Source organism: Wenjunlia vitaminophila DSM 41686 (genome assembly GCF_000380165.1).
In the GTDB taxonomy this organism is placed as follows: domain Bacteria; phylum Actinomycetota; class Actinomycetes; order Streptomycetales; family Streptomycetaceae; genus Wenjunlia; species Wenjunlia vitaminophila.
In genome coordinates, this window is record NZ_KB904695.1 from 1 (window position 1) to 13,168 (window position 13,168).

Genomic DNA, 13,168 nt, shown 5'->3' on the forward strand with positions numbered 1-13,168 from the left:
CGGACACCGGGCCTGGTTGAGCCGGGCCAGCCCCAGGCTGCGCCTCCTGATCACCCTGGCCGGCCTCGGCGAGGCGCTGCCGTTCGCCGACACCGGCCCGCCCGGTCCGCCGGCACCGGGATCTTCCTCCGCGCCCCGGCCGGGGTTAGGGCAGCCCTAGGGCTTGTCTGATGAGTAGCGCCGTCCGCCCGGAGGGCGGGGGTCGCGGCGTCTGGTGCGTGCGATCGCAAGGCGGAGGGTCGTCCTCGTACTGGGCGTACATGGACGATCCCGACAAGCAGCGAGCGTGCGTGCCAGGCGTCACGACCCAGGCGGGATTCATCAGACAGGCCCTAGGCCTCCAACCGGGACGGGAGGCCGAACAGTGGGAACAGCCGCGCGGTGTCCAGGAAGGAGTTCAGCCCGACGATCTGCCCGTCGGATATCTCGATCACCTGTAGCGCCCACGGCTCGAACCCACCCTCGGGGCCCGCGGCGGGCCGGTACTGCCCGAACGCCGGCGCGCCGTTCGCCTCCACCGGGACCAGCCTGGAGCCCCGGCAGCCGACGCCGTGCCCCAGCATCCAGCCGCGGATCTCCGCGTGACCGCGCAGCCACAGGTCGTACGGCGGCATGGACAAGATGGCGTCCTCACGCAACAGGGAGGTGAGGGCGTCCAGGTCGTAGGACTCGAAGGCCGCGACGTAGCGGTCGAGCAGGGACTGCTGCTCGTCGTCCATGGCCGCGGCGGGGGAATCACCGGCGAGGGAGCCCACCTCCCGCTCGGCCAGCGCGGCGCGGGCACGCTGGAGGGCGCTGTTGACCGAGGCGACGGTGGTGCCGAGCAGCTCGGCGACCTCGCTGGCCTTCCACGCCAGCACTTCCCGGAGGATCAGCACCGCCCGCTGCCGGGGGGCCAGGTGCTGGAGCGCGGCGATGAACGCCAGCCGGACGCTCTCCTTGGCCACCGCGACGTCGGCCGGGTCACCGTTGGCCGGCAGCACCCGCCCGTCCGGGATCGGGGAGATCCAGGTGGCCTCGGGCAGCGCCTCGGGCAGCGGGCTGTTCGCCGGCACCGGGGACGCCAGGTCCATCGGGCGGGCCCGGCGGCTGCTGCCCTTGAGCATGTCGAGGCACACGTTGGTGGCGATGCGGTAGAGCCAGGACCGCAGCGCCGCGCGGCCCTCGAAGCGGTCGAGCCCACGCCACGCCCGGACCATCGTCTCCTGCACCGCGTCCTCGGCCTCGAACGCCGACCCGAGCATGCGGTAGCAGTACCCGGTGAGCTCGGAGCGGTACTGCTCCAGGCGGGCCTCCGGGGCCACGGCGTCGTCCGGCTCCAGGCCCTCCAGGGCGGCGCCTCCGGCGACCGGGTGGTCCGTCCCGGCGTCCTGTGTCACAGCGAGATCAGTCATCGTGGCCCCTTTCCCACACCCCCGCAGGCTACGTGAGTGCACTGACAACGCCACCGGTGCGGCGCCGCGCATCCGGGCTAGGGCTCCGCCACCCGGGCCGGTCCCGGCCGTTTCGCAGGACGGGCACCGGACGGCGACGCGTCCTCCGCCCGGCACCGGTCCACCTCCACGGCACCGGTGGACGCCAGTGACCACCATGAGAGAAAGGGGCGGCAGATGTCCGTCAAGACCTTCGTCAACCTTCCGGTGAAGGACCTCGACCGGTCGAAGGCCTTCTTCAGCACACTGGGTTTCTCCTTCGACCAGCGGTTCACCGACGACAAGGCCGCCTGCCTGGTGATCAGCGAGGAGTCCTACGTCATGCTGCTGACCGAGCCGTTCTTCGAGGAGTTCACCAAGAAGGAGATCGCCGACGCGGGCGCCGTCACCGAGGCCATCATCGCCTTGGGCGTGGAGAGCCGGCAGCGGGTGGACGACCTGGTCAACGCGGCCCTCTCCGAGGGCGGCAAGCCGTCGAACGAGCCGCAGGACCAGGGGTTCATGTACGCCCGCAGCTTCCAGGACCCCGACGGCCACCTGTGGGAGGTCGTCTTCATGGACCCCGGCGCGATGTCCGGCCGGTCCTGAGCCGGGGCCGCGCGTCCCCCGGGCCGACGCCGGGCCCGGCGCCTGCCCGGCCAGGCGCCGGGCTCAGCGTCCGGGCCGCGCTGTCGGACCCGCCGTGCACACTTGACGCATGTGCCGCAGCATCAAGACGCTCCGTCCACCCGTGCAGCCCGAGGTCACCGAGGAGGACATCCGCGCCGCCGCGTTGCAGTACGTGCGCAAGATCAGCGGTTTCCGGGCGCCAGCCGCGCACAACCGCGAGGTCTTCGACCAGGCGGTGGAGGCGGTGGCGCAGGCGACCCGGCAGCTCCTCGACGGCATCGAGGTCCGCGGGGCCGGGGGCGCCGCGCGCCGGGCCGCCTCCTGAAGCGTGTGGGTCACGGGCTCCGGGGGCTCCGGCGCCCGTGACCACCGGACGCCGGCCTACATGCGGTTGTACAGCCGCATGGTGAGCGGTGCGAAGACCACCGCGAACGCCCCGGCCCACCCCAGCGACCAGGCGACCTCCGCGGCGGGCCACTCCCCGGCCATCAGCTCGCGCACCGCCGACGCGAGGTGGGTGATCGGGCTGTTGTTGACGAACGCCTGGAGCCAATCCGGCATGGTCTCGGGGTCCACGAAGATGTTGCTGAGGAACGTCAGCGGGAAGATCACCATCATGCTGACGCCCATCACCGACTTCTCGGTCCGCAGCATCAGGCCGAGCATCGTCCAGATCCACGAGAAGGCGAACGAGAACACCAGCAGCAGCGCCACGCCGCCCAGCACCCCGACGACACCACCGTCCGGGCGGTAGCCGAGGACCAGGCCGACGGCGAGGATCACCGCCGAGGCCACGGTGTACCGCAGCATGTCACCGAGCAGGTACCCGACCATCGCCGCGGGCCGCCAGATCGGCAGGGAGCGTATCCGGTCGAACACGCCCTTCTCGATGTCCGTGTTGACCGCGACCCCGGTGTACATCGTGATCATCACCACGCTCATCACCAGGATCCCCGGCAGCAGGAACTGCAGGTACTCCGAGGTGGACCCGGCGAGCGCACCCCCGAAGAGGTACGTGTACATCAGCACCATCATGACCGGGAACGCGGTGACGTCGAAGAGCTGCTCGGGGACGTGTTTGATCTTCAGCACCGCCCGCCAGCCGAAGGTGAGCGAGGCCGAGAGGGCACTGGGCCGCTCGGGCCGCTGGCCGGAGGCCAGCACGGCGGAGAGGTCCTGCGCGGTCACCGGCGCGACGCGCACGTCCTGGTCGTTGACCGTCGCGGTGCTCATACCCCTGCCCCCTGCTCCATGGTGTGCCGTGCCCGATCGGCGGCGTCCTCGTCCGTGCCGCTCCCGCTCACCCGGCCGGGGACGCCGTCCCCGGCGCCGTCGTCGGCCGGTGTCCCGGTGAGCGCCAGGAACGCCTCGTCCAGGCTTGGCTGGCCCAGCGAGAAGTCATCGACCCTGATGCCGTTGCCGGCCAGCTCGGCGAGGGCCCGGGCGGCCTGCTCGGCAACCCCACCGTCGGCCACCTCGGTCAGGACCCGGGCGCTCAGCGCCACCGGGTCCGCCTCCCGCTGCACCGGGACGCCCAGCACCCGCTCCAGCACCCGCTCGGCCTCGGCGCGCTGCTCCGGGTCTCGCAGCCGCAGGTGCACCGCGCCCGCGCCCACCGAGGCCTTCAACTCCCCGGGTGTGCCCTCGGCGATCACCCGGCCGCTGTCGATGACCGCGATCCGGGAAGCGAGCCGGTCGGCCTCCTCCAGGTACTGGGTGGTCAACAGCACCGTGGTCCCCTGGGCGACGATGGCCCGCACGATCTCCCAGACCTGGTTGCGGCTGCGCGGGTCGAGGCCGGTGGTGGGTTCGTCGAGGAACAGCACGTCGGGGGTGCTGAGGATGCTGGCAGCGATGTCCAGCCGGCGGCGCATCCCACCCGAGTAGGTCTTGACCTGTCGGTCGGCGGCGTCGCTCAGCCCGAACGCCTCGAGCATCTGGGCGGCCCGGTCCCGGGCGGCCGGCTTGCGGTAACCGAGCAGCCGCCCGAGGAGGACCAGGTTCTCCGTGCCGCTCAGGTCCTCGTCCACGGAGGCGTACTGCCCGGTCAGGCTGACCCTGGCCCGTACCGCGTCCGGCTCGCGGGACACCTCGTGACCGAACACCCGGGCCTCGCCCCCGTCCGGTCGCAGCAGTGTCGCCAGCATCTTCACCGTGGTGGTCTTGCCCGCGCCGTTGGGTCCCAGGACGCCGTAGACCGTGCCGGCGGGCACCGTGAGGTCCACGCCGTCCACCGCCCGCTTCTCGCCGAAGACCTTGACCAGCCCGGACGTCTCGATGGCCACGTCGATATCGCTCTTGTTCATCCGCTTCCTTGCTTCCCTCGAGGGTGCCCGTGGGCGTCGAGTCAGTCGTGGCGGCCAGGGAGCCGGTGGGCCAGCAGGGTAGGAGAACGGTCTGACACTGCCTGGCGGACCCGCCCGTCAACGGGCTCCGGCGGGCCCCGAGGCGTCCTGGCCACCACGGCCCTGTTGAAGGGACCGGAGTCGCGCGGCGAACTCAGCGGTCCACCGCCAACAAGTGACGCAGATCACATTTTACCGTTCGGTCCGCGCCCGGGGTGGGCTCACCAGGGCAGCAGAACGCGGACGTCCTTGCCCCCGGCGCGGACGACGACGTTCACCTCGGCGGCCAACCGGTGCACCAGCGGCCAGCCGAAGCCACCCCCGCCGGTGAAGTCGGCCGGCCGGAAGCGCGGCGGGCGGGAACTGGTGTCGCTGACCTCGACCACGACGGCCCCGGGCTGGTGGGACAACTCGAGCGCGCACCGCCCCGGGGCGTGCCGGACGGCGTTGGTGACCAGTTCGGAGACGACGAGCAGCAGGTTGTCGCGGGCGTCCGGGGTGGCTGCGGGGCTGGTGACCTGCAGGGCCGTCGCGTACGCCGCCGCGGCGTCCCGGGCCGCGCCAATGGTCCCGGCGTCGCCCCGGTACTCGTTCCTGGCCCGGAGGTCTCCCGGGTCGCCCGTCCCGCGGTGGTCCACTGCGCGCACCCCCGTTCGGTCGTCCCCGCCCGTCCGCACCACCCCGCCGCCGGGCAGCGACGGCGCGGGCATACCGCACATGATGGCGAGGATAGGACAGCGGCCGACAGCCCCACCCCCGGTCGGGCCCGGCTCCGCCGGGGGCGGCCGACCGGCGGGCGCAGCCACGGCCGGGTGCGCGTGCGCGTCACCACCGGCACCGGCGGTCAGTTCACCTCGCGGGTGAGCGCGTTGGCCACGCGGTGCTCCAGGCTGCGCACCGCCGGCAGCTTCTGGTAGGGCCTCAGCCGGACCCGGAAGTCCCGCAGGTACGCCCGCACCCGCATCGACTGGATGTCGATGACCGCGGGCAGCGCCTGCAGGGCCACCTCACAGGCCCGTTCCACCTCCCGGTCCAGGAGGTAGGCGTTGGCCAGCGTGAGCCTGGTGAAGACGGCGCTGCGGGCGTACTTCTGCGGGCGGCAGGCCAGCGCCGTTCCCGCGTACCGCCGGGCCTCCCGGCCCCTGCCGAGCGCCACCAGGCAGTGACCGAACTCGTCCGCGAGCTCCGCCGTGTCGAAGAAGCCCAGCCATTCCGGCTCCTCCCCGTGGCGGATCGCCTCGAAGTGCCGTTCCGCCTGCGTCAGTGCGGTGTTGGTGGCCCGCACGTCGCCCAGCGCGGCGTGCGCGCGGGCCTCCATGGCGTACAGGGTGGCCCGGCCCGCGGGAGTGGCCACGGAGCCCGCCCTCTGCAGGGCGGCGTGCACGATGTCCAGCGCCTCCCGGTAGTCCCCGAGGAAAACGGCCTGGTGCGCCAGCACCCCCAGGCTCCGGGCGGCCAGCGGACGGTCGTCGGCGTGGTGCGCCAGGGTCACCGCGAGCAGCAGGTGCCGGCGGGCCAGGCCGTGGTGCCCGATGTCGTACGACATGTGCCCGGTGCGCAGCGCGGCGGTGGCCGCCGCGGCGAACAGCGGCCGGCCGACGGCGGTCCCGTACCGGCCGTGCAGCAGCGGCAGCATCTCGGTCCGCAGGAAGTTCAGGGCCGCGGTGCGGGTGGCGCCACCACCGAACCGGTTGGACAGGGCCGCGTGCACCGAGGTCGCCGCACGCACCCGCGCGACGTCGGCGGCGCCGACCCGGGGACCGTGCCCGTGGGCCTTGGGCGGCGCCGAGGGCGACGCGACCAGCCAGCGCAGCACCGGCCCCGCCAGCGAGGCCGCCGGCACGGGCGGCAGCCGGGGCGAGTTGAGGTCGTGCTCGGTGCCCCAGAGCACGGCCGCGGCGTGCACCGCGGCGATCGGCAGGGTGGGACCTTCCATGCCGATGTGCGGGTCGATGCTGTGGCCGGAGGACGCCATTCCGATGTCCGACGGGGAGAGGACCTGCCCCGAGGCCATGGTGAGCACCTCTGCGATGATCTCCGGGGGGACGGCTCTGGTGGGGGAACCCGACCGCCAGCGCTTGACCGTGGTGTGGGTGCACTTGAGGTCCAGACCGCGCTGGGCTCCCAGTCGGCGTATGCGCTGGGCCAGGCCCTTGTTCGACAGGCCGGCCTGGTGCATGGCGGCGACGAGCAGGGGGTTCCCCTCGGCTGCCGCGAACTCCCCAGGTCCGTCTACCCCGTTGGATGTCATGGCCTCGGACTGTAATCCTGCACGTCATCCCGTTACCGCCGGGATGAACCCCGGTGAACCCCTTGTGGGCCCACATCGACGCGGGCCGTCACGGGTGGGGCCGGCGTCCGGTGGGACCGCTCGCCCGGCGTCCGGTGGGACCGCTCGCCCGACAGTTGGGGGGCGCCCGCCGATCTTGCGCACCACCCGCCGCACCGGTCGCGCTCCCCCCACCAGCCTCCCGCGAGCCGGCCGCGAGCCAGGCCGTCGGATGCTGGTGACCTGTGCTGTTCCCCACCAAACCCCGCACCGGGCCCATATCTGTATCGCCATCCTCATCCACATCCATAAGTCCACACCGGCCGCTCCCGGGCCCCGCTCCCCGGTCCGCGTCGGTGACCAGCAATAACCCCTGACCCATGGCTCGTTTTCGTGTTCCCCGTCCCTCTCTGGTATCCACCGTGCGAGCCCCTCCGAACGCCACCCGCCGCCGGAGCACCGCCGGCCACCGGCACCACCGCTCACCCACCCTCCCTGACCCTGAGGAACCTCTATGGCCACCACGTCCCTGACCACCCGTGCCGGCTCCAGCGGCGGCGTCCTGTGGTGGGTAGGCGTCTGCTGCGCGGCGGGTGTCCTGGGAGCCGTGGGCTTAGCCGTGCTGGCCGGGGCGGAATCCACCTCGGCCGCCGGGCTGGCCGCCATCGCCCTGGCCGGAAACGTTGTCCTGCTCGCGGCCACCCTCCAGCAGCGGCGCACCGCTTCGGGGCTGCGCCGGGAGGCCTCGGCTCTCCGCCAGGACGTGGCCGCCGCCGTCGCGGAGACGGCCCACCTGGTCGAACGCCGGCTGCCGGCCGTCGCCCGCGGCGACCACCGCGCGCCGCTGCCGGGGCTGGCGCACCCGACCCTCGCCGGCACCCCCTGGGAGGGGTACCACCAGGCCGCCGTGGACCTCGTCCGCGAGGCGGTGCGCGGTGCGCACGAGCAGCTCTCGGCCAACCAGGCCGCGTACCTGGCGCTGGCCCAGGACATGCAGGCGATGGCGCTGGACCAGCAGCGCGGACTCGACGCGATGGAGCGGTCCCACGACTCGCCGGAGACGCTGGAAGGCCTGATGCACGCCGACCACGCGGCGGCCCAGCTCGCCCGCAAGGCGCAGACCCTGATGATCCTGTGCGGCACCTGGCCGCAACGCCGCTGGACCGCACCGGTGCCGCTGCTCGACGTGGTGCGCGGAGCCCAGTCCAGGATTCCCGACTACCAGCGGGTCCAGGTCCGGGGCGGCTTCGACCACGCGGTGGTCCCACAGGCCGCCGAAGCACTGGTGCACGCGGTCGCCGAACTGCTGGACAACGCGGCCCGCCACTCGCCGGAGACCACCAGCGGGGTGCTGGTCACGATCGGCTCCACCAGGACCGGCGCGGTCGTGGAGATCGACGACGCGGGCCCCGGGATGTCCCCGCGGGACCTGAAGCGGGCCCGGCTGCGGCTCGACCCGCAGGACTCCTCCGCCCTGCCGGGCCCCGTGGACTCCCGTCCCCAACTCGGCCTGGTCACCGTGGGCCGGATCTGCGCCCACTACGGTTTTTCGGTCATCCTCGACGGGCCGTCGTCCTTCGGCGGCGTCCGCGCCGTGGTCCACGTCCCCGCCGCGCTGCTGGCCGAAGGGGACCCCTCGACGACCGGCAGCTACGCCTTCGGTGTGTCCTGACGCACCTCGGGTCCGGCGGCCACCTCGACTGGTGCGCCGTCCCCAGGACGGCGCTGACCGGAGGACCCGGCCGCCCGGTGCTCCTGCGGACTGACCCCGTGGACCCGTTTGAACGCGGCGCTCAACGCGAACGGACTCGCGTAACCGACCTTCCTGGCCACCGCGCCTACCGTGGCGTCCGGCTCGCCCAACAGGTCAGCGGCGAGCGCGAGGCGCCAGCCGGTCAGGTACGTCATGGGCGGCTCACCCACCAGGTCGGTGAAACGACGGGCCAGGGCCGCCCGGGACACCCCCACCTCGGCGGCCAGCCGCGCCACCGTCCACGGCCGGGCCGGCGCGTTCTGCAACAACCTCAGGGCGGGACCGACCACCGGGTCCCCCAACGCCCGGTACCATCCGGGCGGCTCCGCCTCGGGGCGGGAGAACCAGGCCCGCAGACCGGCGATGACCAACAGGTCGAGGAGCCGGTCGAGAACCACCTCCTGCCCCGGGTCCGACTTGACGATCTCCTGGGCGAGCAGCGGCGTGAAGGGGCTGTCCCAGACCTCGGACGGCAGCACGAACAACGGCGGCAGCGCGTCGAGCAGCCGCCTGTTGACCTCTCCGTGCGCCTGGTAGGTGCCGATCAGCAGCACCGCGTCGCCGTCGGTGCGGTCCCCCCAGGTGCGCACGCCCAGGTAGCCCGACTGCATCAGGGAGCTGCCGTCCGGGGTGCTGCACCGCCCACCGGGGTGGATCACCGCGCGCGGCGCGCCCTGCGGGTCGTCGGCGACGGTGTAGGGGGCGGGGCCCCGGGCCATCGCCACGTCTCCCGGCCGCATCCGCAGCGGCTCGCCGTCGTCGGGCACGAGCCAGGCGTCGCCCCGGACCGGGAGCATCAGCGTCAGCGGCGCCTCGTCCTCCACCCGCACCGACCAGGGCGGGTCGAAGCAGGCGCGCACGAGGAAGGCCCCCCGTGCCCTGGCTCCGTCCAGGAGCCCTGCGAGCGGATCCACGGCGTCCAGCGTAGACGGACGCGCATGCGGGCGAGTCCGTGACGCATGGCCGCACGCACCGACCCGCGGGTTCACTGGGGTCATGCAAGAGAACACGCACGTCGGAGCCACCGACCGCCCCGACCACGGCGCCGCCGGCGCGGACCGCCCCCGCACCGTGCTGGTGACCGGCGGCACCGGCAAGACCGGGCGCCGCGTGGCACGTCGCCTCACCGACCGCGGGGTGCGGGTGCGACTGGCCAGCCGCTCCGGCGCCCCGCGCTTCGACTGGACCGACCACACCACGTGGGGGCCCGCCCTCCACGGCGTGGACGCCGCCTACCTGGCGTACTACCCGGACGTGGCCGCGCCCACGGCGGCCGACACCCTGGGGGCGTTCGCCGAGCAGGCGGTGCGCAGCGGCGTCCGCCGCCTGGTCCTGCTCTCCATCCGGGGCGAGGCCCAGGCCGTGCCGGCCGAGCAGGCGGTGCGGGAGTCCGGGGCCGAGTGGGCGATCCTGCGGGGGAGCTGGTTCTGGCAGAACTTCAGCGAGGGCTTCCTCACCCCCGGCATCCACGCCGGCGAGGTGGTCTTCCCCGCCGCGGACGTCCTGGAGCCGTTCCTGGACGCCGACGACCTAGCCGACGTCGCGGTGTCCGCCCTGACCCGGTCGGCGCCCCTGGCCGACACCTACGACCTGACCGGTCCCCGGCTGCTGACCTTCGGCGGCGCGGTGGCCGAGGTGGCCCGGGCCAGCGGCCGGCAGGTCCGTTACGTGCCCGTTCCGCCCAGCGAGTACCCCGCCCACCTCACCGCCCTCGGGCTGCCCGCCGAGGAGGCCGCCTTCCTCACTGACGTCTTCACCACCCTGCTCGACGGCCGCAACGCGCACCTCACCGACGACGTCCGACGCGTCCTGGGGCGCCCCCCGGCTGACTTCGCCGCCTTCGCCCGGCGCGCCGCGTCCGAGGGCGCCTGGTGACCGCCGGCCCCGGGCCGGACGGCAGCCGTCCGGCCCGGGGCCGGCGTCCCGACCGTCCAGCGCCGTTCCCACGAGCAGACGCGTCGCGTGGTCACGCGTCCCACCGTTCCTGACACGCATTTCCTTGTGTGATCGCCTGAACGGTGATCCGTTCATCCCCACCCGCTGGCCCAGTCCGCCCGTAGCCACCTGTGCCTGTTCCCGTGCGTACGCGTCACCGGTCTGCGACTGCGCCCCCGGTTCGACTGTCGCGGCAGCGGTCTGCGCCTGTCCGGCGCGGCGACCGCACCGGCCGCCGCCTTCCTCGGCCTGGGACGCCTGTGCTGGGCATCCGTGAAGTCACCACGCCCCGGAACCTTGGCCCGGCCGGGGCGCACACATGGATAAGAATCGCCCATAGAGCAACATATGCGCATTTTTCCCCGAAGTGACTTTGGTCAATGTGCACCAGCTCTTATTGATTCACCATGACAACCCTGACCACAATGTTGCCCGCTCAGCGCTGGTCGGAGATGTGTTCGATCGTCCGGCTCCGAGGCGAACACCGGCGCAGGCAGATCCTGGCAGCGACGAGCCCGCACCGTGCAGGGCAGGAACAAGCACACGGCGCGACGACGCCCCACGAGCAAGGAGACCCTCACGGTGCCCGTCCTCCGCGTCCCGGAACCTCCGCGGTCCGCCCCCGACAGTTCCCCATCCGGTTCGGAACCGCGGGGCGGTGCACCCGCAGAACGAGGGAAGCGGGCCGCTCCGGCGGCGGCGGACAATGCCCGACTGAGGCTGGACATCCAAGGGCTGCGTGCAGTGGCCGTCCTGCTCGTGGTGCTCTCCCACTCGGGGGTGCCCCGCCTGGCCGGTGGGTACATCGGCGTGGACGTCTTCTTCGTGATCTCCGGATTCCTGATCACCTCGCTGATGCTCCGCGAATGGGGCCGCGACGGCCGAATAGCACTGGGCCGCTTCTACGCCCGCCGAGCGCTCCGTCTGCTGCCCGCCTCCACCCTCATCGTCGTGGCGACGCTCGTGGGCTCCTGGCTCTACCTGGGACCGCTGCGCTTCGCGGAGTACACCAAGGACGCCATCGCGTCCTCCTGGTACGTCATCAACCTCCGACTGGCCGACGCCGGTACCGACTACCTCAACGCGGACGTACCCCCCTCCCCGTTCCAGCACTTCTGGTCGCTGGCGGTCGAGGAGCAGTTCTACCTGATCTGGCCCATCGTCCTGATCGTCTCCCTCAAGCTCTTCCGGCGCCGGGCCCTACTGGCGATTCCGCTGCTCGCCCTGGCCACTGCCTCGTTCGTCCTGAACATCAACCTCACTGAGACCTCGCCCTCCTGGGCCTACTTCGGCTCGCACGCCCGGATCTGGGAGCTGGCGGCCGGCGCCCTGCTCACCCTGGTGGCGGACCGCCTCGACGACATTCCGCGCCTGGCCGCGGCGGCCCTGAGCTGGGCGGGCCTGGCCGCCATCGGATACGCGGCCGTGGCCTTCGACGAGGGCACCCGCTTCCCCGGCTACAACGCCGTCATCCCGGTCGCCGGCGCCACCGCCGTCCTGGCCGGCGGAGCTGCGGCCAGCCGCTACGGAGCGGGCGCTGTCCTCTCGCTGCGCCCCGCCGTCTGGGTCGGCGGGCTCTCCTACGCCTGGTACCTCTGGCACTGGCCGCTCATCCTCATCGTTCCCGCCGCCGTCGGATCCGGCCAGCACGACGGGCCGCTGCGGCTGATCGCCGCGCTGGGCGGTCTCGTTCTGGCCTGGTTGACCCTCCACCTGGTCGAGAACCCGATGCGCTTCCACCGGGCGTTCAAAGCCCGTGCCCGACGAGGGCTCTCGCTGGGTGTGAGCCTGTCGGCCACCGCGGCCGCGGCCGCGCTCATCGCCGCGCAGTTCCCGCCGACCCTGGCCGAGGGCGCACCGAAGCAGAGCACCAGGGAGACGATCGCCCGCGCCTCCGACCCCCGAGCCGCACTGGTCGAGTTGCTGGAACAGCGGGTGGAGAAGCTCCCGTCCAACCTCGAGATGAGTCTGCGGAACGTGGCGTACCACAAGTCGGAGGTGTACACCGACGGCTGTGCCCTGGGCATGAACGAGGAGGTGCAGAAGCAGCCCTGTCTGTACGGCGACACCACCGCCGACCGCACCGTGGTCCTCTTCGGCGACTCGCACGTCGCGCAGTGGTTCCCGGCGCTCCAGCCGATCGCCCTCAAGCACCACTGGCGGCTCTACTCGTTCACCAAGTCGGCGTGCAAGATCTCCGAGATCACCATCGAGTACAACGACCGCCCGTACTCGACCTGTGACAACTGGCGGGCGGCGACCATCAAGAAGGTCCGGGGGCTGAATCCCGAACTCGTCATCACGTCGAACTCCAACGTGGCGAAGGTCTACGGGGGCGGCGACACAGCGGCGGCGTGGGGGGAGGGGCAGGCAAGGACCTACCGGCAACTCCAGCAGGGCCGCACCCAGGTGGTCACCCTGCTGGACAACCCCTGGCCGAAGAACAACGCGGCGGACTGCGCGGCGGAGCACCCGACCAACCTGAGCTCCTGCGAGCGCGACCGTTCGGGTGCCGACCCCCAGCCAGAGGTCACGGAAGCCATCAGGGCCGCGGCAGCCGCCGAGGACGTGACGGTCATCAACCCCTACGACTGGGTCTGCGCACCGTCCGGCAACTGCCCGGTCGTGGTGGGGAACACCATGGTCTACCGGGACTACGGTCACCTGGCGGACAGCTACGTCGAGGCGCTCGTCCCGGTGGTGGAGGAGGAGCTGCTGCGGCTCTTCGGGGCGGACCTGAGCCGGCACCCCGGGGCCTGAGCCAGCACGCGCCGCCGCCCGGGCCGTGGGCCCCCCGCCTGACCGGTCGGTCGGCCGGGACCGT

The 13,168-nt window shown here is 72.6% G+C and carries 11 protein-coding genes; 5 read left to right on the forward strand and 6 right to left on the reverse strand.

Going from position 1 to position 13,168, the window contains the following annotated elements:
- Positions 1-332: 332 nt before the first annotated feature.
- Positions 333-1,394, reverse strand: coding sequence for a sigma-70 family RNA polymerase sigma factor (locus tag A3IG_RS0121260; protein WP_078500803.1), 1,062 nt, complete (start codon positions 1,392-1,394; stop codon positions 333-335).
- 216 nt (positions 1,395-1,610) lie between these two features.
- On the opposite strand from A3IG_RS0121260, the gene A3IG_RS0121265 reads away from it, so the two are divergent.
- Complete coding sequence (locus A3IG_RS0121265) at positions 1,611-2,021, forward strand: VOC family protein (RefSeq protein WP_018385612.1); 411 nt, start codon at positions 1,611-1,613, stop codon at positions 2,019-2,021.
- 109 nt (positions 2,022-2,130) lie between these two features.
- Positions 2,131-2,367 (forward strand): DUF2277 domain-containing protein, encoded by a 237-nt coding sequence (locus A3IG_RS0121270; RefSeq protein WP_018385613.1) that lies wholly within the window; start codon positions 2,131-2,133, stop codon positions 2,365-2,367.
- 56 nt (positions 2,368-2,423) lie between these two features.
- On the opposite strand, the gene A3IG_RS0121275 is transcribed toward A3IG_RS0121270, so the two are convergent.
- The 4 genes from A3IG_RS0121275 to A3IG_RS30725 all read right to left on the reverse strand — a co-directional run bounded on the left by A3IG_RS0121275 (position 2,424) and on the right by A3IG_RS30725 (position 6,638).
- Positions 2,424-3,275, reverse strand: a complete 852-nt coding sequence (locus A3IG_RS0121275) for an ABC transporter permease (RefSeq protein ID WP_018385614.1) — start codon at positions 3,273-3,275, stop codon at positions 2,424-2,426.
- Entirely contained in the window at positions 3,272-4,348 is a 1,077-nt protein-coding gene (locus tag A3IG_RS0121280; RefSeq protein WP_018385615.1) for an ATP-binding cassette domain-containing protein, read from the reverse strand. Before A3IG_RS0121280 ends, A3IG_RS0121275 begins: the two co-directional genes overlap by 4 nt.
- 260 nt (positions 4,349-4,608) lie before the next feature.
- The gene (locus A3IG_RS0121285) at positions 4,609-5,106 is read right to left on the reverse strand and encodes an ATP-binding protein (protein ID WP_236719213.1); all 498 of its coding nucleotides are present in this window, start codon (positions 5,104-5,106) and stop codon (positions 4,609-4,611) included.
- A 125-nt stretch (positions 5,107-5,231) separates the two neighbouring features.
- Entirely contained in the window at positions 5,232-6,638 is a 1,407-nt protein-coding gene (locus tag A3IG_RS30725) for a tetratricopeptide repeat protein (RefSeq protein WP_018385617.1), read from the reverse strand.
- 532 nt (positions 6,639-7,170) lie between these two features.
- Between A3IG_RS30725 and A3IG_RS30730 the strand changes: the two genes are divergently transcribed.
- Positions 7,171-8,328: an ATP-binding protein gene (locus tag A3IG_RS30730; protein ID WP_018385618.1), complete on the forward strand. Its 1,158-nt coding sequence runs from the start codon at positions 7,171-7,173 to the stop codon at positions 8,326-8,328.
- Here the strand turns inward: A3IG_RS30730 and A3IG_RS0121300 are convergent.
- Positions 8,307-9,323 carry an AraC family transcriptional regulator gene (locus A3IG_RS0121300; RefSeq protein WP_018385619.1) on the reverse strand — a complete coding sequence of 339 codons (1,017 nt, stop codon included), beginning with the start codon at positions 9,321-9,323 and terminating at the stop codon, positions 8,307-8,309. The two genes, A3IG_RS30730 and A3IG_RS0121300, sit on opposite strands and share 22 nt — an antisense overlap.
- 82 nt (positions 9,324-9,405) lie before the next feature.
- On the opposite strand from A3IG_RS0121300, the gene A3IG_RS0121305 reads away from it, so the two are divergent.
- Positions 9,406-10,284, forward strand: coding sequence for a Rossmann-fold NAD(P)-binding domain-containing protein (locus tag A3IG_RS0121305; protein WP_018385620.1), 879 nt, complete (start codon positions 9,406-9,408; stop codon positions 10,282-10,284).
- 642 nt (positions 10,285-10,926) lie between these two features.
- A complete protein-coding gene (locus A3IG_RS0121310; protein WP_026220510.1) occupies positions 10,927-13,104 on the forward strand; it encodes an acyltransferase family protein in 2,178 nt (725 codons plus the stop codon).
- Positions 13,105-13,168 lie beyond the last annotated feature (64 nt).

Coding starts and splice junctions, on each gene's coding strand:
- A3IG_RS0121260 (WP_078500803.1), bottom strand. CDS start 1,394: ATGACTGATCTCGCTGTGACACAGGACGCCGGGACGGACCACCCGGTC.
- A3IG_RS0121265 (WP_018385612.1), top strand. CDS start 1,611: ATGTCCGTCAAGACCTTCGTCAACCTTCCGGTGAAGGACCTCGACCGG.
- A3IG_RS0121270 (WP_018385613.1), top strand. CDS start 2,131: ATGTGCCGCAGCATCAAGACGCTCCGTCCACCCGTGCAGCCCGAGGTC.
- A3IG_RS0121275 (WP_018385614.1), bottom strand. CDS start 3,275: ATGAGCACCGCGACGGTCAACGACCAGGACGTGCGCGTCGCGCCGGTG.
- A3IG_RS0121280 (WP_018385615.1), bottom strand. CDS start 4,348: ATGAACAAGAGCGATATCGACGTGGCCATCGAGACGTCCGGGCTGGTC.
- A3IG_RS0121285 (WP_236719213.1), bottom strand. CDS start 5,106: ATGTGCGGTATGCCCGCGCCGTCGCTGCCCGGCGGCGGGGTGGTGCGG.
- A3IG_RS30725 (WP_018385617.1), bottom strand. CDS start 6,638: ATGACATCCAACGGGGTAGACGGACCTGGGGAGTTCGCGGCAGCCGAG.
- A3IG_RS30730 (WP_018385618.1), top strand. CDS start 7,171: ATGGCCACCACGTCCCTGACCACCCGTGCCGGCTCCAGCGGCGGCGTC.
- A3IG_RS0121305 (WP_018385620.1), top strand. CDS start 9,406: ATGCAAGAGAACACGCACGTCGGAGCCACCGACCGCCCCGACCACGGC.